The 18,121-nt window shown below is 63.9% G+C and carries 18 protein-coding genes; 6 read left to right on the top strand and 12 right to left on the bottom strand.

Annotated features, from left to right (window positions below; all coding sequences use genetic code 11):
• Positions 1 to 49 precede the first annotated feature (49 nt).
• Entirely contained in the window at positions 50 to 214 is a 165-nt protein-coding gene (locus tag NKI06_RS22950) for a DUF3309 family protein (protein ID WP_023667887.1), read from the top strand.
• A gap of 158 nt (positions 215 to 372) precedes the next feature.
• Entirely contained in the window at positions 373 to 570 is a 198-nt protein-coding gene (locus NKI06_RS22945) for a hypothetical protein (protein WP_352987296.1), read from the top strand.
• On the opposite strand, the gene NKI06_RS22940 is transcribed toward NKI06_RS22945, so the two are convergent.
• A complete protein-coding gene (locus NKI06_RS22940) occupies positions 561 to 1,742 on the bottom strand; it encodes an MFS transporter (protein ID WP_352987294.1) in 1,182 nt (393 codons plus the stop codon). The genes NKI06_RS22945 and NKI06_RS22940 overlap by 10 nt on opposite strands.
• 102 nt (positions 1,743 to 1,844) lie before the next feature.
• Positions 1,845 to 2,072, bottom strand: a complete 228-nt coding sequence (locus NKI06_RS22935) for a DUF1127 domain-containing protein (protein WP_023692229.1) — start codon at positions 2,070 to 2,072, stop codon at positions 1,845 to 1,847.
• Positions 2,073 to 2,324: 252 nt separating this feature from the next.
• Between NKI06_RS22935 and NKI06_RS22930 the strand changes: the two genes are divergently transcribed.
• Entirely contained in the window at positions 2,325 to 3,842 is a 1,518-nt protein-coding gene (locus NKI06_RS22930) for a winged helix-turn-helix domain-containing tetratricopeptide repeat protein (protein ID WP_352987291.1), read from the top strand.
• A 538-nt stretch (positions 3,843 to 4,380) separates the two neighbouring features.
• Positions 4,381 to 5,877: an aldehyde dehydrogenase family protein gene (locus NKI06_RS22925; protein ID WP_352987289.1), complete on the top strand. Its 1,497-nt coding sequence runs from the start codon at positions 4,381 to 4,383 to the stop codon at positions 5,875 to 5,877.
• A gap of 24 nt (positions 5,878 to 5,901) precedes the next feature.
• On the opposite strand, the gene doeB is transcribed toward NKI06_RS22925, so the two are convergent.
• The 10 genes from doeB to ehuR all read right to left on the bottom strand — a co-directional run bounded on the left by doeB (position 5,902) and on the right by ehuR (position 15,916).
• Complete coding sequence (doeB, locus tag NKI06_RS22920) at positions 5,902 to 6,906, bottom strand: N(2)-acetyl-L-2,4-diaminobutanoate deacetylase DoeB (protein WP_023682666.1); 1,005 nt, start codon at positions 6,904 to 6,906, stop codon at positions 5,902 to 5,904.
• Positions 6,907 to 6,911: 5 nt separating this feature from the next.
• Complete coding sequence (gene doeA, locus NKI06_RS22915; protein ID WP_352987287.1) at positions 6,912 to 8,090, bottom strand: ectoine hydrolase DoeA; 1,179 nt, start codon at positions 8,088 to 8,090, stop codon at positions 6,912 to 6,914.
• 129 nt (positions 8,091 to 8,219) lie between these two features.
• Positions 8,220 to 9,212 (bottom strand): cyclodeaminase, encoded by a 993-nt coding sequence (locus NKI06_RS22910; protein WP_286456279.1) that lies wholly within the window; start codon positions 9,210 to 9,212, stop codon positions 8,220 to 8,222.
• A gap of 232 nt (positions 9,213 to 9,444) precedes the next feature.
• Positions 9,445 to 10,431 carry a hydroxyectoine utilization dehydratase EutB gene (eutB, locus tag NKI06_RS22905; RefSeq protein ID WP_352987284.1) on the bottom strand — a complete coding sequence of 329 codons (987 nt, stop codon included), beginning with the start codon at positions 10,429 to 10,431 and terminating at the stop codon, positions 9,445 to 9,447.
• Positions 10,432 to 10,436: 5 nt separating this feature from the next.
• Positions 10,437 to 11,216, bottom strand: coding sequence for an ectoine utilization protein EutA (gene eutA / locus NKI06_RS22900; protein ID WP_352987282.1), 780 nt, complete (start codon positions 11,214 to 11,216; stop codon positions 10,437 to 10,439).
• Positions 11,217 to 11,223: 7 nt separating this feature from the next.
• Complete coding sequence (ehuD, locus tag NKI06_RS22895) at positions 11,224 to 11,883, bottom strand: ectoine/hydroxyectoine ABC transporter permease subunit EhuD (protein ID WP_352498036.1); 660 nt, start codon at positions 11,881 to 11,883, stop codon at positions 11,224 to 11,226.
• Positions 11,883 to 12,542, bottom strand: a complete 660-nt coding sequence (gene ehuC, locus NKI06_RS22890; protein ID WP_023682673.1) for an ectoine/hydroxyectoine ABC transporter permease subunit EhuC — start codon at positions 12,540 to 12,542, stop codon at positions 11,883 to 11,885. Before ehuC ends, ehuD begins: the two co-directional genes overlap by 1 nt.
• Before the next feature lie 163 nt (positions 12,543 to 12,705).
• Positions 12,706 to 13,557, bottom strand: a complete 852-nt coding sequence (gene ehuB / locus NKI06_RS22885; RefSeq protein WP_023682674.1) for an ectoine/hydroxyectoine ABC transporter substrate-binding protein EhuB — start codon at positions 13,555 to 13,557, stop codon at positions 12,706 to 12,708.
• 63 nt (positions 13,558 to 13,620) lie between these two features.
• Positions 13,621 to 14,406, bottom strand: coding sequence for an ectoine/hydroxyectoine ABC transporter ATP-binding protein EhuA (gene ehuA, locus NKI06_RS22880; protein WP_023682675.1), 786 nt, complete (start codon positions 14,404 to 14,406; stop codon positions 13,621 to 13,623).
• A gap of 124 nt (positions 14,407 to 14,530) precedes the next feature.
• The gene (gene ehuR / locus NKI06_RS22875) at positions 14,531 to 15,916 is read right to left on the bottom strand and encodes a MocR-like ectoine utilization transcription factor EhuR (protein WP_352987279.1); all 1,386 of its coding nucleotides are present in this window, start codon (positions 15,914 to 15,916) and stop codon (positions 14,531 to 14,533) included.
• Between the two features lie 82 nt (positions 15,917 to 15,998).
• On the opposite strand from ehuR, the gene NKI06_RS22870 reads away from it, so the two are divergent.
• Complete coding sequence (locus tag NKI06_RS22870) at positions 15,999 to 16,487, top strand: Lrp/AsnC family transcriptional regulator (RefSeq protein WP_352987277.1); 489 nt, start codon at positions 15,999 to 16,001, stop codon at positions 16,485 to 16,487.
• A gap of 130 nt (positions 16,488 to 16,617) precedes the next feature.
• A complete protein-coding gene (locus tag NKI06_RS22865) occupies positions 16,618 to 18,111 on the top strand; it encodes an NAD-dependent succinate-semialdehyde dehydrogenase (protein WP_352987275.1) in 1,494 nt (497 codons plus the stop codon).
• The last annotated feature ends 10 nt before the right edge of the window (positions 18,112 to 18,121 follow it).

Below are 18,121 nucleotides of genomic sequence, written 5' to 3'. Positions count from 1 at the left end.
AGTTCTTCGAGCCGCGCCGTGAACGGCGCGGCAGCGAAGGAGACGGCATATGGGCCTGGGTACCATTCTTATTATCATCCTGATCATCGCGTTGCTCGGTGGCTTCAGCGGCCTCGGCGGCGGCCCGTTCTACGGCACTGGTTACTATGGCGGCGGTGGCCTCGGGCTGGTGCTGATCATCGTGATCATTCTGGTTGTTCTCGGGCGAATATAGCGTCGCCATGGGCGGCCGCCGAGTTCTACGGCGGCCGCGTTTTCGCCTGACATTGAGGTTTGAGGACATTGGTTGGCAGCTGAAGACATTGCTGGTCCGGAAACACTGGGCCGGCCTCGGCGCGAGCGAGAGCGAACGCGACGAGCTGGGATGTCCTAATGGTGGCACTATCCGAAGGCGCCGGGCGTAATGCTGCAGACCCGGACACCCGCCTGGCGGCCGTGGCGTTCATCGAGGCGGATCGGACGCTTCGAGAAACCCAGGACGGCGACGAGGCGGGTTCGGCCTTTCTCGCTCTTATCGACAAGGGCAGCATCGGGCCGAAGGCAGCAATGGCAGGCACGCCTTACGCCTGAACGCGGTCAACCCGCCGTAGTTCCGCCAGCAGAAACACCACCAGCACGCAGCACAGGATGCCAAGCGACGATGGCAGTCCCTGATGTCCGGTCAGTTGCATCGCCAGCCCGGCCACCGGGGAGCCGACGATGCCGCCTACGCCCCATACGAACGCAAAGGCGGCATTGCCGGCGATCAAGGCTTGACCGGTGAAACGCTCGCCGAGCTGGATCAGTGACAGCGTGTAGATCCCGAACGAGACACCGCCCCAAACGAAGAAGAGCGGCCAGATAAGCCATGTAGCGAAGAGCAATGGCAACAGCAGGCAACCGGCCAGGCAAGCCAGGACACAGAACAGCATCATCGGCTTCGAGCCAAACCGTTCGGCGGCGCGCCCAAGCACGACCTGCAGCACGGCATTGCCGGCGATGAAACAGGTGATGAGCGAAGCGATGCGCTGCTCAGTGCTGCCGAGCGCGGCACCATAGACCGCGAACAGCGAAAGCAGGACTTGCTCGAAGGCGGCAGCCGTGAAGACTGCGAACAAGAGCAGCGGCGCCAGCGCGAAGAAGCCGCCGACCGACACCGCTTCGCCCTCACGCGGCATGTCGGGCAGGCGTGGCGCGACGGCAAGCACGATCAGGCCGCAGACAAGGAAGGCCGCGCTGCCGATGATGAAGGGTGGCCATCCTTGCGTGCCGACCAAGCCTAGCGACAGCGGGCCGAGGCCAAAGCCGGCGGAAACGATGGAGGAGTATAGGCCCATGATGCGGCCTCGGCGTGCGGCGGGTGTGATCGAGACCAGCCAGGTTTCACTGATCACGTAAAGCGGATTGGCAAAGAAGCCGAGCAGGAAGCGCAACGGCATCCAGGCCCATACATCCTGCGTCCAGGCAATCGCGATCAGGACGGTTGCTGCCAGGATCGAACACACAACCGCAAAGCGCGCCGCGCCCACCCGCCGGACCAGCGCCGGCGTGAAGAGCGATGATACAATGAAACCCAGAGGCGTCATCGCGGCCGAGAGGCCGATAAGGCCCGGTGTCGTCCCTTGCCGTTCCAGGATGAAGCTGAGCAGCGGATAGGTCAGCCCCTGTGCTACGGCGAACACCGTAACGGTCGCGATGATGCCGGCCATCGCGACCCATGCGATGCGGTTCTCTGGCGGTGACGTCGCGTCTTCGGCGCTCATGCCGGCTTCGAAGCAGGATCGGCACGTTCCGGCAAGTGCAAATGCCGGCAAAACGCCGCGGTACGCCCAAACAGGCGGGCGGGTCTTATCCGCGACATCAGCTCACACTTGCCAGAAGCGTTTGACGATTTCGGCCTCGACCTGGCGTCTGGTCAGACCGATATCGTCGATCAGGTGCGGATTGGCCTCCGCCATCTGCTTGAGGTCCCAGCGAAAGCGTATCCGCTCGCGCCAGGCCGCGATCATGCCCCGCGGGCCCGTCGGACGCCTGCCCGATGACACCGCCTTTTCCGGCAAGGCTGCACGAGCAGAAGCAAGGGTATCGTTCATGGCAACCTCCATTCGGTTTGAGGAGCGACAGCCCTCGGCTTGAAAGAGGTTGAATTCTGCCGCATGCGGACGGCGCCGTAATTAAGCGCAGCCAAATAGTTCTCAAAAGTTCCAAACTGGCTAGAGCACCTCGCCGTTTCATGGAAACGACGAGGCGCTCAACTCTTTGTTTTGACGCCATACGTCCGTGAAGCGCTCCGCGCTTTCCCGTGGGAAAACCGCCTTCACACCTTTCCTGGAATTGCTCTATAGATGCGCGTTATGCAGGGATCGCGCTTTGCCTTTGGTCCGTTCGTGCTTGATCCGGGTGCGGGAACGCTCCTTCGGGACGATGTTCCCGTTGCCGCGGGCCACCGCGGACTGCAACTGCTGGCGGCGCTGGTCGCCCGGCCCGGCGAGATCCTGGCCAAGGCCGAGTTGATGGACGCAGCATGGCCAGGCACGGCCGTCGAGGAAGGCAACCTCACCGTCCAGATCGCGCAATTGCGCAAGCTGCTGGGTCCGGCCACGAACGGCGGAGAATGGATATCGACGGTTCCGCGTGTCGGCTATCGCTTCACCGGCACCATCGAACAGCTCGGCGATGCGAAGCGACAGGCTTTGCCGCTGCCCGCCAAACCGTCGATAGCCGTGCTGCCCTTTGCCAATTTCAGCAACGACCCCGAGCAGGAAGCCTACGCCGACGGGTTGACCGAAGACCTGATCACCGACCTGTCCCGGATCGGCGGCCTGTTCGTCATCGCGCGCAACTCGACCTTTGCCTACAAGGGCAAGGCGGTGGATGTGCGCGAGGTCGCCAGAGAACTTGGCGTGCGCTATCTCTTGGAGGGCAGCGCCAGACGCGCCGCCGGGCGCGTGCGCATCAACGCCCAGCTGGTCGACGCGCTGAGCGGCGAGCATTTGTGGGCAGACCGCTTCGATCGCGGCCTGGAAGATATTTTTGCCGTTCAGGACGAGGTGACGGCCAAGATCGTCGAGGCGCTGCTTGGCCGGCTGCGCGCGCCGCTGCCGCGCAACCGGCCCCGAAATCTCGAGGCCTACGATCTGTGCGTGCGAGCCCGCAACCTGATCGACGTCTCGCCGGAGACGGCGCGCGAAGCGCATCTGTTGCTGACGCGCGCGCTTGCGCTCGATCCGGACTATGCCGAAGCCTATCGCTGGCTTGCCATGAACCACTGGATGGGATGGGTGCATTGGGGAGAGCCCATTGAGCCTGCCCGCGGCCTTGCCCTGGAACTGGCGCGCAAGGCTGTGGCGATCGATCCCAACGATGCCGGCTGCCACTGGGTGCTTGCCAACCTGCTTGCCTATGAGCGCAGATTCGACGAGGCGGATGTGGGATTTGCCAAGGCGTTCGAACTCGACCCGAACGAGGCCGATGCCTGGGCGACATTGTCCGACATCGCGGTCCTGGCCGGGCGCGTCGAGGACGGCCTCGACTATATCAGCAAGGCGTTCCGGCTGAACCCGTTTCCGGCAAGCTGGTACTATCTGACGCTCGGCCAGGCGCAATATGCGGCGCGCGACTATGAAGCCGCCGTCGAGACGACGCGCCGGGACGAGACGTATCGGACAAGCTCGCGCCGTTTCCTTGCGGCAAGCCTTGCGCAACTCGGCCGGATCGACGAGGCGCGCGCCGAGGTCGACCTGTTCCTTGTCGCGAACCCACATTTCACCACCCGCCACTGGGTCGAGACGGAGCCGTTCCGCGACACTGCCACGCTCGACCATTTCGTCGATGGCTTCCGAAAGGCGGGCCTTCCGGATTGAGAGTGAGGGACCGGCGTGCTCGATCGATGCCGGGCACCGTCGGTTGCGGCTCAATCTGCCAATGTTTGCAAGTCGCGAGGCCGCTGACCGATCTTGCTTTCGCATGCAGTCATCCAACAGCGATTGCAGCGAAGCGGCGCGCGAAACCTCTGTCACGGTGAAGCCGGCTGGAACGGCCACGATCGATCCGGCCACGGGTGAGCGCTGGGTGGCGGCTGGCGACTGCCTGATTGCGCTCTCGTCTGCAATGCCGGCATCGCGGTCGCCGTGGGCAATGATCGGCTTGCCTCGTTGAGCTTTCAGCGACGCGCTCCGACAACTCGCGATGATTTTTCTAGATGCCGGATGATTTTTCTAGATGCCGTTTGTCGAAGCATGATCTTTTCCGAAAACCGTTTCCCACTTTTCTGGATCACGCTCTAGCGGCTGGCGTGATCGGGAAGTCCGCGCAATCTGATTGTCTGAGCGCCCTTTAGCTTTCCTTGTTTGAGGCCGGCGGCGGGAGTAATAGTCGCCACGGAATTGCGAGGAGGAAAAGATGACGCTGAACTTCGACCCGAAGGCGAAGGCCACGGCATTGTACCATGGCGAATTCCGACCGATGTTCATTGGCGGCAAGTGGGTCGCGGCGCGGTCCGGCCAGGGCATGCAGGCACTCAATCCGGCAACAGGCGAGGTGCTGGCGACAGTGCCGCGCGGCGGGGCTGCCGATATCGACGTGGCGGTGGCCGCCGCGCGCGCGGCCTTCGAAGGCCCATGGTCCAAATTCTCGCCCTACGAGCGGCAGTGCGTGCTGCTCAGGATCGCCGATCTGTTCGAGACGCATTGGGAAGAGCTCAGCGTTTCCGACACGCTCGATATGGGACTGCCGATCACGCGCACGCTCGCCAACCGGCGCCGCGTCATCGGCATGCTGCGCTTCTATGCCGGCATGGCCACCGCGCTGCATGGCGAGACGATCGACAATTCGATTCCCGGCGAGATCGTCACCTTCACCCGGCGCGAGCCGGTGGGCGTCGTTGGTGCGATCATTCCCTGGAACGCGCCGACCGCCGCCTCGACCTGGAAGATCGCGCCGGCGCTGGCGACAGGCTGCACCATCGTGCTGAAACCGTCCGAGGATGCGTCGCTGACGCCGCTGCTGATCGCGCAACTAATGCAGGAAGCCGGCGTGCCCGACGGCGTCGTCAACGTCGTCACGGGCACCGGGGCGGAAGCCGGTGCGCGGCTCGCCGAACATCCAGACGTCAACAAGATCGTTTTCACCGGATCGACGCTGACCGGCCAGGCCATTGCGCGGGCAGCCGTGGCCAACCTCAAGCGCGTTTCGCTGGAACTCGGCGGCAAGTCGCCGATCATCGTCTGCCGCGACGCCGACATCGACAAGGCTGTTCCGATCGCGGCGATGGCGGTGTTCGTGCATTCGGGCCAGATCTGCATTGCAGGCTCGCGGCTGTTCGTGGCGCGCGAAATCCATGACGAGTTCGTCCGCCGGCTCGCCGATTTCGCCGGCAGACTGCGGATCGGCCATGGCATCGAGGCAGAGACGGAAATCGGACCGCTCATCAATGCCAAGCAGGCAGCCAAGGTGGAGGGCTATATCAGGGCCGGCAGCGACGAAGGCGCCGAACTGGTCGCCGGCGGCTCGCGGCTGACCGGCGAGCTCTACGATGGCGGCAACTTCATTGCGCCGACGGTCTTCGGCGCCGTGTCGGACCAGATGACCATCGCGCGCGAGGAGATTTTCGGCCCGGTCATTTCGGCGATGCCCTTCGACTCGCTCGACGAAGCGGTGGCGCGTGCCAATGCGACGCCCTATGGCCTGGCCGCCGGCATCTTCACAACACATCTGGGCACCGCGCACAAGCTTGCGCGCCGCGTCAAGGCCGGCTCGGTCTGGGTCAACATGTACCATGCCATCGACCCGGCGGTGCCGTTCGGCGGCACGAAGATGTCGGGTTATGGCCGCGAGGGCGGCATCGAGCATCTGCACGAGTATCTGGAGACCAAGTCGGTCTGGATCCAGACCGACTGATATTCGCGCGGCGTACTCTGCGAATCACGATGAAACCACAACGGCCAGGACGGCGGCGCAGTCACCGGCTTTGACCAGGCCGGGGAAATGCCGCGCCGCCAGAATGCCGGACATTTTTGCCCGGATTTCCTGCGGAGCGATGCCGGTGCGGCCGGTGGAATGGATGCGCGCCAGCACCGAGCCTTCTTTCACAGGCTCGCCGAGATCGACCATGGTTTCGATCATGCCGTCCTCCTCGGCGAAGGAGAAACAATCGCCTGACGGCATGTCGAGCCACTGAGTTCTGCCCTTCTCGACCGCACCATCAACAATGCCGGCATGGCGCAGCACATTGCTGATGCCGCGCCGCGCGATCCGCACAGTCTGTGCGCGCGAGGTGCCGCCGCCGCCAAGCTCGGTGCTGACGAAGACCTTGCCCATTTCCTCCGCCGCCGTGTCGTACATGCCGACGGAGTCGATCTCGATCATGCGCATCGAGAACGGGGCAGAGAACGCCGCGACCGCATCGAAGGCTTTCTGCTCCAGCACCTTGTCGGGCACCGTGTGGGCGGCACAGAAGGGCACGAAATCCAGTGTCTTGCCACCGGAGTGGAAGTCGAAGACGAGGTCGGCGCGGGGCAGCAATTCGCGCTGGAAATAGTCGGCGATCTTTTCCGTCACCGTGCCGTCGGGACGGCCGGGAAAGCTGCGGTTCATATTGCCCTTGTCGATCGGCGATGTCCGGGTGCCGGCGCGAAAGGCCGGATAGTTCATCGCCGGCACGATGATCACCGTGCCGCTGACCTGTTTGGGATCGAGCGTGCGGGCGAGATCGTAGAGCGCCAGCGGCCCCTCATACTCGTCGCCATGATTGCCGCCGGTGAGCAGGGCAGTCGGCCCCTTGCCGTTGCGGATGACGCAGATCGGGATCATCACCGAGCCCCACGCCGAGTCGTTGCGGCTGTAGGGCAGGCGCAGGAAACCATGTTGCACGCCGTCCTTGTCGAAATCGACGGTCGGGGCGATCGGGGATGGGCGAAGGCTAGGCATCGGGCTCAATTCTTCACCACCAGTTTGCGCGGTACATTGGCGAGGCACTCTACACTGGTTTCGGTGATCAGGATGGATTCGGTGATTTCCAGTCCCATGGTCTCCAGCCAGAGACCGGTCATGAAATGGAAGGTCATGCCAGGCTTGAGTTCGGTGCGGTCGCCGGGGCGCAGGCTCATGGTGCGTTCGCCCCAATCCGGCGGATAGGAGAGACCGATGGAATAGCCGGTGCGGTTGTCCTTGACGATGCCATATTTCTTCAACACGGCGAAAAAGGCGTTGGCGATGTCCTCACAGGCATTGCCGGGCTTTGCCGCCGCCAGCCCCGCCTCCATGCCTTCCAGTGTCGCCTTCTCGGCATCGAGGAATTCCTGTGTCGGCTTGCCGAGAAAGACGGTGCGCGACAGCGGGCAATGGTAGCGGTTGTAGCAGCCGGCGATCTCGAAGAAGGTGCCCTCGCCCGACTTCATCGGCTGGTCGTCCCAGGTGAGATGCGGCGCCGAGGCGTCGGCGCCCGACGGCAGCAGCGGCACGATCGCCGGATAGTCGCCGCCGATGCCATCGACACCGCGCGTGCCGGCATCGTAGATCTCGGCGACCAGATCGCATTTGCGCATGCCTACTTCGATCTTGTCGACGATGCGCTGGTGCATGGCTTCGACGATCCGAGCCGCCTTGCGCATATAGTCGATCTCGGTTGAACTCTTCACGGCGCGCTGCCAGTTGACCAGCGCTGTCGCGTCGACGAAGCGGGCGTTGGGCAGGTGCTTCTGCAACGCGGCGAAGGCGGCAGCCGAGAACCAGTAATTGTCCATCTCGACGCCGATGGTCAGCTTGCCCCAGCCGCGATCACTGAGCACTCTGGCCAAAAAATCCATCGGGTGGCGCTCGGTCGACTGCACGTAGTGGTCGGCATAGCCGACGATGTTGTCATGCGCGAGATAGGCGGTGCGCTTGGCGCCATTGGCATCCTGGCCGCGACCGTACCAGACCGGCTCGCCCGATGGTGGCACGATCACCGCCTGATGCACATAGAACGACCAGCCATCATAGCCGGTCAGCCAGGCCATGTTGGATGGGTCGCTGACAACAAGCAGATCGACGCCTCTCACTTCCATGGCTTTTCTCGTCTTGGCGAGGCGATCCGCAAATTCGCCACGCGAGAATTTTAGGTTCGGCTGCATTGTTCTTGGTCCTCGTTTGTTGGGCCTGGAGCCTGTTTCAACTTTGTTGGAAACAGGCTCGTCGTTCTTGTTTGAACGTGATCTCTGGGAAAAACCGGGTTCCACTTCCGGATCACGCTTTGGCCAGCATCAGCTTTCAAAAATGGTTCCGGCATTGGCCGCCCGCGCCCGGTTGCGAGCGAGCGTGGCGATCGCCGTATCCTGCACGCCGGTGCCGGTGAGGTCGGCGATGGTGATGTCGCTGGGTGAGCGCCTTCCGTGCCGTTCGCCGGCGATGATCTGGCCGAGTTCGGTGACCGCGGCATCGGCTCCCATCACGCCCGATGCGATGGCGTGATGCAGTTCTCCCAGACGCCGTGTCTGCTTGGCGCTGTCGGCGACATAGAGATCGGCCATGCGCAGGATCGCCGGCGCGATCTCGTTCTTGTGTTCGGCATCCGAGCCCATAGCGGTGATGTGCTGCCCGGCAACGACAAAGCCGGCCTTGATCAGCGGCTCGGTCGACGGCGTGGTGGTGACGATGATGTCGGCGCCGATGGTTGCTTTGGCTGCATCCGGCTCGGCGCGCACGAGAATGCCGAGCTTTTCGCGCAGCGCGCCTGCGGCCGTCTCCGCCTTGACCGCATCGCGCGCCCAGATACGTGCCTCGGCGATCGGCCGCACCAACATGAGCGCTTCGAGTTGCAGCCCGGCTTGCACGCCGGCGCCGAAGATTGCGGCGACGGACGAATCCGGCCGCGACAGATGCTTCGCCGCGACGGCGCCGGCAGCAGCGGTGCGGACATCTGTGAGATAGCCATTGTCGAGCAGCAGCGCCTCGACCACACCGGTTCTTGCCGAGAGCAACACCATCATGCCGCCCCCGCTGGGCAGACCGAGCTTCGGATTGTCGAAGAAGCCCGAGCTAATTTTGACGGCGAAACCTTCTATTCCTGGCACATAGGCGGACTTCACATCCACCTCGCCGCGCTGCTCGTGAATGTCCAACCGCAGGATCGGCGGCATCGCCACCGGCAATGTGGCGAGCGCGCGGAAAGCGTTTTCGACGCAGGCGACCGCGTCGAGATCGAGCGGCACGATTGTGCGCAGTTCCTTCTCGGTGAGGATGGTCATCGGACTCATGTGTCGCGCTCCGTACTAGCGCGCACCACGAAGGATAGTGTTCCGTCACACCCCCCTCTGGCCTGCCGGCCATCTCCCCCGCAAGGGGGGAGATTGGACTGCACTCCTGCCTTCGCCAATCTCCAGCGCAGCAAGAACAGCGACCGCATCGAAGCTGCCGATCTCCCCCCTTGCGGGGGAGATGTCCGGCAGGACAGAGGGGGGTGGGCGGGAATTCGGCGTGGGAGAGTTTTCATGCCGCGCGCTCCGCGATTGCGTCACCGCAGACGATCTTGCGATGCGTGTTCATGTCGATATTGCGGCCCGAGAGAAGAACGACCACCGGCCCGGTCGCCCTGACCTTGCCGACGAGTAGCGCAGCGATGCCTACCGCTCCGGCGCCTTCGACGATCTCGCGCTCCTGTTCATAGGCATGGCGGATGCCGGCGGCGATCTCGTCCTCGCTGAGCAGGATGACGTCGTCGAGCAGATCGCGGCACATGGCGAAGGTCAGCCGGTTGCCGAGACCGATGCCGCCGCCGAGCGAATCCGCCAGCGTCGGCAGTTCTTCCACCTCGACCGGGCGACCGGCATCCAGGCTCGCCTTCATCGCAGCACCACGCGCCATCGAAACGCCGATGATTTTTGTCCCGGGGCTGACGGCCTTGACGGCGGCGGCGATGCCCGAGGCGAGTCCACCACCGGAGAGTTGCACCAGGACGAGAGCGGCATCCGGGACCTGCTCGATCATCTCCAGTCCGAGCGTGCCTTGCCCGGCGATGATGGCCGGGTGGTCGAAGGGCGGCAGCATCACCAGTCCCTCCTGCGCCACCAGCCGTTCGACCTCCTGCTGCGCCTCGTCCTGACTGTTGCCGATGATGCGGACATCCGCGCCAAGCCGACGGATTTCGTCGAGCTTGTTGCCCGGCACCAGTCGCGACATGCAGATCACCGCACGCATGCCTTCGAGCTTCGCGGCATGGGCCAGCGCACGGCCATGATTGCCGGTCGACGCCGCGACCACGCCGCGCGCCTTCTCCTCGGCGCTCAGCGAAGCAATGGCATTCGAGGCGCCGCGCAGCTTGAAGCTGCCGGTGGTCTGGCGGTGTTCAAGCTTGAGGTGGACGGGGATGCCCAGTCGTTCGGAAAGGCTGTGAGATAACCCTGTCGGCGTGCGTTCGATTTTGCCGGCAATTCGCTCCCGGGCGGCACGAATATCGTTAAGGGTGACTGTCGTCATGATCGTCAATCGCGCGGCAAAGGCAGCGTCATCAGACGGCCAAATTCGGGATGCGACGTCCCGTCGCCACACAACCGCAAACAATTCCAGGCGCTGGCCTGATTGCTGGTGACGACCGGGCGGTCGATCGCCTGTTCCATGCCGGGAACCGCGAGCGCTCCGCGCAATGCGGTGCAGGACACGAACAGTGCATCGGCCTGCGCATGCGTCGCCTCACGAGCTAGGTCGACGATCGCTGCCGGCGCAATGCGCGCCATCTCGCGATCGTCCTCGAAGCCGAGGCAGGTGAAGCTGACGATCTCAAAGCCGCGCTCGCCGAAATACGTCGCCATCGGCCTGGAGGTTTCGACGGTGTAAGGGGTGAGGATGCTGATCTTTTTCGCGCCCAGCGCCTGCAGCCCGCGCACGCCGGCCATCGGCGGCGTGACGACGGGAACACCCGGCTTGGCAGACTGGATCGCGGCCTCGATTTCAGCGTCGCCAATCACCACCGAGGCCGAGGTGCAGGAGTAGCAGATCGCGTCGAGCGGCTCGTCTGGCAGGATCAGCGCGGCGCCCGCCGCCAGCTTCGGCTGCATCTTGCGAAGGTTTTCCGGCGTCGTCGGATTCTTGTAGGGAATGCGCGCGACATAGACGCCGACCCGCTCGCTCGCCACCATGCGGCGGAAATCCGGTTCGCTGGTGTGGTCGGTGGCAAGGATGATCAGGCCGACGCGCTTTTCCAGCGGGCGCGCATCGAGCGCCGGCCTTGTCGGCATCAGCCTGATTTCGGGCAGCGGTTTCATCTCAGAATTACCTTTCGATCTTGCCGTAGCGATGTTCCAGCCAGCGCAGCAGCACGACCGAGAAGAGGCTGATGACGAGAAAGAAAGCGCCGACCAGCGTGATCGGTTCGATGTAGCGGTAGTAGGTGTTGGCGACGCTCTTTGCCTGGTTCATCAGCTCCAGCACGGTGATTGCCGATAGCAGCGGTGTCTCCTTGAACATGGCGATGAAATAATTGGCCAGCGCCGGGATCATCGGTGGGATCGCTTGCGGAATGATGATGTTGGTCCAGGTCTGCGTGGCGCTCAGATTGCAGGCCTTGGCCGCCTCCCACTGGCCGCGCGGCACGTTGTCGATGCCGGCGCGATAGACTTCCGCCGTGTAGGTGCCGTAGTGCAGGCCGAGCCCGATGACGCCGGCGACCAGCGGCGGCAACAGGATGCCGAAATCCGGCAGGACATAGAAGATGAAATAAAGTTGCACCAGAAGTGGCGTGCCGCGGATGAATTCGGCCGCCCAACCAACGGTGCGCGACAGGACCTTGTTGGGCGAGCGTCGCGCCAGCGCGATGCCCAGACCCACGACAGCGGCCAGCACGGAGCCGAGCAGCGTTGCCAGGATGGTGATCTTCACGCCCTGAATCAGCGTCGGCAGGATCTCCCAGACGAAGTTCCAGTCCCAATCCATCAGACGCGCACCCCGTCGAGGCCGCGCGCCATGCGGCGTTCCAATGAACGCACGCCCCAGGAGATGATCAGCGCCAGGGCGAAATAGATGATCAGGATGGTGGTGAACGGCGCCAGCGTGTTGCCGGTCTGCGAGCGCACGACCTGCGCCTGAAAGGTGAGATCGGCGAGCGAGATCAGCGACACCACGGAGGTCGCCTTGAGCAGCTCGATGGCGTTGTTGCCGAAGGTCGGCAGCATGATCAGCAGCGCCTGCGGCAGGATGACATGGCGCATGCCTTGCCAGCGGCCGAGGTTGAGCGCGATGCAGGCCTCATATTGTTCGCGGCCGACCGACTGGATGGCGCCGCGTACCACCTCGGCCGCATAGGCGCCGACATTGAGGCCCAGCGCCAGCACACCCGCCTGCAGCGGGGTCAGTTCGAGGCCGATCAACGGCAACACGAAATAGGCAAAGAACAGCTGCACGAAGATCGAGGTGCCGCGGAAGAATTCTATATAGACGGTTGCCAGCCAGCGCAGAGCAAAGAAGCGCGACACGCGGCCCATGCCGGCGAGGAAGGCCATGATCAGGGCGAGCACCGACCCCATCAGCGTCAGCTCGATGGTGACAAGCGCTCCCTGCAATATCAGGCCAAGGTAGCCGGACCACTGGGTCATTCGGGTTCCAACGGTTGGGTTCTAGCTCCTTCTCCCCGTACACTGGGAGAAGGTGCCGGCAGGCAGATGAGGGGCAGCGCTAAATTCTCAGAACCTGGCGCCGCCCATCATCCGGCCCTTCGGGCCACCTTCTCCCCGTGAACGGGGAGAAGGCAAAACGGCCCTATTTCGCCGCGCAGAGCTTGTCCCGCGTGGTCGACATCGCGGCTGCGGCCGAGAAGCCGTAGGGCTCGATGATCTTGGCGAACTCGCCGGATTTCTTCAGCTTGGCGAGCTCGACATCGAAGGCATCGCGCAGGGCCTCATCGCCTTTCTTGAAGGCGGCGCCGTCGCAATAGACCGGGGCGCCGACCACCGGGGCGATGACTTCGAGGTTCGGATCGTTGGCTTTCTTGACGAGGTCGTTGATCGACAGGACGGGCAGCGAATAGGCGTCGATGCGGCCGTCCTGCAGCATCTTCAGGCCGCTCTGGCCGTCCGGCACGACGATGACGCGCTCGCGCGGCACGCCGGCGTTGAGCGCCAGCTTCTCCTCGGTGCCGCCACCGGGCGCGCCGATGGTGGCTGACGTGTCCTTGGCGACGTCCTCGTAGCTCTTGAAGCCCTTCGGATTGCCCTTCTTCACCAGCATCGCCTCGGCGTCGCACAGCACCGGCTCGGAATAGACGACCGCCGCGCAACGCTCCGGCTTCATGAACAGGCCGGCGGTGACGACGTCGAAGCGGCCGGCCTGCAGGCCGGGGATCATCGCGCCATATTCGGAGATCGAAGCGACGATGTCGGCAACACCGAGACGCTTGAAGACCTCGCGCGCCACGTCGGGCGCCGCACCCGAAACCTTGCCGTCGGCGGCGACCGCCGTATAGGGCGGCTCGTTGGCGATCGCGACGCGGGCAAAGCCCTGCGCCTTCAATTGCTCGAGCTTGCTGTCATCGGCCGAACCGGTGCTCGACGCGGCGAGCACCGCCGTCAGTGCGAGACCGGCGACGCCGGCCAGAATGCCAAGTTTCTTCATTGTTCCCAACTCCTTGTTGTCTTCTTGGTTTTGTCTGGGGCGGTCTTTCGCCCCGCAAAGCGGTCAGACACGATGTCCGGCCGCGATGATCTTCTTCAGGAAGCCTTGCGTGCGCTCCTGCTTTGGATGGCGGAAAATCTCGTCTGGTTTGCCCTCTTCGACGATCTTGCCGCGGTCGAAGAACAGCACGCGGTCGGCGAAGTCGTGGGCAAAGCCCATCTCGTGGGTGACCAGCAGCATGGTCATGTCGGTCTCTGCGGCGAGCTTGCGCATGACATTCATCACCTCCTCGACCAGCTCCGGATCGAGGGCCGACGTCACCTCGTCGAACAGCATGATCTTCGGCGACAATGCCAGCGCACGGGCAATCGCCACGCGCTGCTTCTGGCCGCCGGACAGCTGCGCCGGCATCGACTTCGCCTTGTCGGCCATGCCGACCATGTCGAGCAGTTCCATGGCCCGCTTTTCAGCGGCGGCGCGAGGCGTGCCCTTGGTCAGCATCGGCGCCAGCGTGACGTTATCCATGACGCATTTGTGCGGAAACAGATTGAACAGCTGGAAGACCATGCCGATCTTCTGCCGCATCTTGGTCAGGTGCCGCTCGTCGGCGGGCAGCAGCTGGCCGTTGCGCTCCATGTGGTAGAGCTGCTCGCCATCGATCTGGATATGGCCGCCGTCGATCTTCTCCAGCGTCATCAGGATGCGCAGGATCGTCGTCTTGCCCGAGCCGGACGGGCCGATCAGCGCCAGCTTCTCGCCGGGCATGACCTGCATCGACAGGCCGTCCAGTACCTTGAACGAGCCGAAGCTCTTCGAAATGGCGTCGACCTTGATGATGGGTGAGGACAAATGAATTTCCCCTGCTGGAGAAGCCTGTGCCCTTAACGATGCGGAACGCGCCAAATCATGTCAATTGGGAAAATAAAATCATGACAATATTTCCGGCACTGCATGATTCCAGAGCAATTCCCGCTTAGATTGCGAGCAGCAGATGCTCCGGATCGCCAAGCAGCAACTTGGTGACAACGCCGAGGCCGGCGCGCAGTTCCCCCTCGGTGGTCGAGCCGAGCGAGATGCGCACCGCCGGATGCCAGGGCGCATCCGAGATGCGGAAGGAGGTGCCGGGCGCGATCGCCACGCCTTGCAGGCGGGCCTGGGCGACGAAGCTTTCCTCGGCACGGTCCGCGGGCAGTTGCAGCCAGACATGCAGCCCGTCGCGCAGGGCGCGGTAGTCGACCCCGGCCAGCACCTCGGCGGCGATATCCTGGCGGCGGCGTAAGGCCGTGCGCTGCCAGCGGACGAGTTCCATCGCGGTGCCGTCGGTCACCCATTTGGTGGCGATCTCGGCCACCAGCGGCGTCGCCATCCAGTTCGACACCAGATGCCGGTTGGCAACGGCGGCGACATAGCGGTCGGGCGCCGCGAGATAGCCGATGCGCAGGCCAGGTACGGTGATCTTGGTGAAGGAAGTGACGTAGAGCGTGCGCTCCGGCGCAAAGGCGGCGACCGGCGGCGGCCGGTCCTCGACCAGCGGACCCAGCACATCGTTCTCGATGATGGCGATGTCGTGCTTGCGCGCGACCGCGGCGATCTCTTCGCGCCGCCGAGCGTCCATCAGCGTCGCCGTCGGGTTGATCACCGACGGTTGCACGAATACCGCGCGAATGTCGGTGAGCCGGCAGACCTCGTCCAACGCCTCCGGGATCAGGCCATTGCCGTCGATCGGCAGGCCTTCCAGGTTGAAGCCGAGATAGCGCGCCAGCGGCACCAGCGTGTGGTGGCCGATAGCCTCGGTGGCGACAGTCGATCCCGGCGGCGCAACGCTCATCAGCGCCACGGTCATCCCGGCGGTCGCGCCATTGGTCAGGCTGATATTCTGTGCGGAGGTGTCGAGCCCACACAGTTTCAGCCATTCGACCGCCACCGCGCGGTGGCGCGGAAACACCATGTTGGGCCGAAACGACAGCGCCGAACTCGATGGCAGGTTTTCGGCCAGCCAGCCCAGCGCCTGCTTCAGCCGCTCCAGATGCATCGGCTCGCAGACCGGCTTCAGGATCGATAGGTCGATGACCTCGCCGAGGCGCTCCGGCAGATAGGGCGGCTCCGGGTCGCGGCGCTGCGTCTGGACAAAGCTGCCACGGCCGATCTCGCCCGAAATCAGGCCGCGCCGGATCAGTTCTTCGTAGGCGCGGCTGACCGTCTGCACCGACAGTTTTAAATCGTCTGCCAGCCTTCGATGCGTTGGCAGCCGCGCGCCGTTGGCCAGCCGCCCGTCATGAATGGCGCGGGCGAACTGGTCGGCCAGCGTTTGATAGGCTGGCCGGCGGATGAGCGCAGGGTCGGGTTGCCATAATGTCATGACTTAATAGAGATCGAAATCAGTGCAATTGACAATCGAAATAATGCGCCGTCATGGTGATGCCGACAAAAAGCGGACGCCGATGACATCAAAACTCGACGCAGTCGACCTCAGGATACTCGACGCCATCCAGCGCGACGGGCGCATCACCAAGCTGGCGCTGGCCGAACAGGTCGGGCTGTCGCCGACGCCGTGCTGGATGCGGCTCCGCAAGCTGGAGAAGGCCGGCATCGTCTCGGGCTACCACGCCAGGATCGCCATGCGCGTCGTGGCGCCGGTCGCCACCGTGCTGATGGAGGTGACGCTGGCCAGCCATCGCCAGGCCGATTTCGATCGCTTCGAACGCGTCGTCCGCGATATCGCCGAAATCGTCGCCTGCTGGTCGGTGGGCGGCGGCGTCGACTATGTGGTGAAGGTGATGACGCGCGACATCGACGCCTATCAGCGGCTGGTCGACGGCTTGCTGGAGCGCGAGATCGGCATCGACCGCTACTTCACCTACATCGTCACCAAGACGGTGAAGGAAGAGATCGTTCTCCCCATCGCCGACCTGCTGCCCGCATCGTCGTGAAGCCGGAGAGAATATCTGCCGGAACGACACAATAGAGAGACTCTCTCTCCTTCAAGCCATGCAAACAGCCTCTCTGTCTGCTTCTGGCCGATAGTCTTCCCGCATCAGTCCGAACCGGGAGGCCTCGACCATGTCCGCGCATTTCGCCCGCTCGCATCGCCACGAAGCGCTTGATCTCCTCGCCGACCGCCGGCTGCTGCGCGAGCTTGCCTATGTCGATGGGCATTGGACCGCGAGCGAAGCGGCCGAAAGCTTTGAAGTCACCGATCCGGCCACAGGCGCGACGGTCGCGTTTGTCGCCGCGCTCGATGCGCAGCAAACGACAAGGGCAATCGGTGCCGCCGCGCGTGCCTTCCCGGCTTGGCGGTCACTGCTGCCGCAGGAGCGGTCGAGAATTCTGCGAAAATGGTTCGAGCTGATTATCGCTGCGAAAGACGACCTCGCTCTGCTGATGACTTTGGAACAGGGCAAGCCGCTGCAGGAATCGCTCGGCGAAATTGACTACGCCGCCTCCTTCGTCGAGTGGTATGCCGAAGAGGCAAAGCGCCTCAACGCCGAGAGCGTCACCAGCCATCTGCCCAAAGCGGAAATGATGGTGCGACGCGAGCCGCTCGGCGTCGTCGGCGTCGTCACGCCCTGGAATTTTCCGGCGGCCATGCTGACCCGCAAGGCGGCGGCCGCCCTTGCCGCCGGCTGCACCATCGTCGCGCATCCTTCATCCGAGACGCCGCTGTCGGCGCTGGCGCTGGCGGAACTTGGCGAGCGCGCCGGCATCCCCGCCGGTGTCTTCAACGTCATCACCGGAAAGGCTGCAACCATCGTCGGCCGCATGTGCGAAGACCCACGCGTCCGCGCCATGAGCTTTACCGGCTCGACGGAGATCGGCCGGTTGATCGCGGCACAGTGTGCTCCGACGATGAAGCGGCTGGTGATGGAGCTTGGCGGCCATGCGCCGCTGATCGTCTTTGCCGACGCCGATGTCGACAACGCAGTGAGCATTGCCATCGATGCCAAGTTTGCAACGTCAGGCCAGGACTGCCTTGCCGCCAACCGCATCTATGTCCAGCGCCCGATCTACGATCGCTTCTGCGCCGCCTTTGCCCAGCGCATCGAGGCGCTGCGGACCGGCAATGGGCTTGTCGAAAAGATCGATATCGGACCGCTGATGCATGAGCGCGCCGTGACCAAGGTCGAGGAACAGGTCGCCGATGCCGTCGCCCATGGCGCGCGCTGCCTCACCGGCGGCAAGCGGCATCAGGCCGGGCCGCTGTTCTACCAGCCGACGTTGCTGGCCGATGTCAGCGACGAAGCGCTGATCATGCGCGAGGAGACCTTTGGGCCGGTCGCCGCAGTCACGCCGTTCGACAGTGAGGACGAGGTGATCGCCCGTGCCAACGCCACAGAATATGGCCTCGTCGCCTATGTCGTTACCGAGAATGGCGCCCGCCAGCAACGTATGGGCCGCGCGCTCGACTACGGCATGGTCGCCATCAACCGCGTCAAGATCACCGGAGCGCCGATCCCCTTCGGCGGCGTCAAGCAATCCGGCATCGGCCGCGAAGGCTCACGCCACGGGCTCGAAGCTTTCACCGATCTGAAGTACCTCTGTCTGGACGTCACATAGTCCGTCCGGC

The sequence above is a fragment of the Mesorhizobium sp. M0772 genome, from assembly GCF_040320135.1.
GTDB lineage: Bacteria > Pseudomonadota > Alphaproteobacteria > Rhizobiales > Rhizobiaceae > Mesorhizobium.
This window is presented reverse-complemented; position numbering and strand designations above follow the sequence as displayed.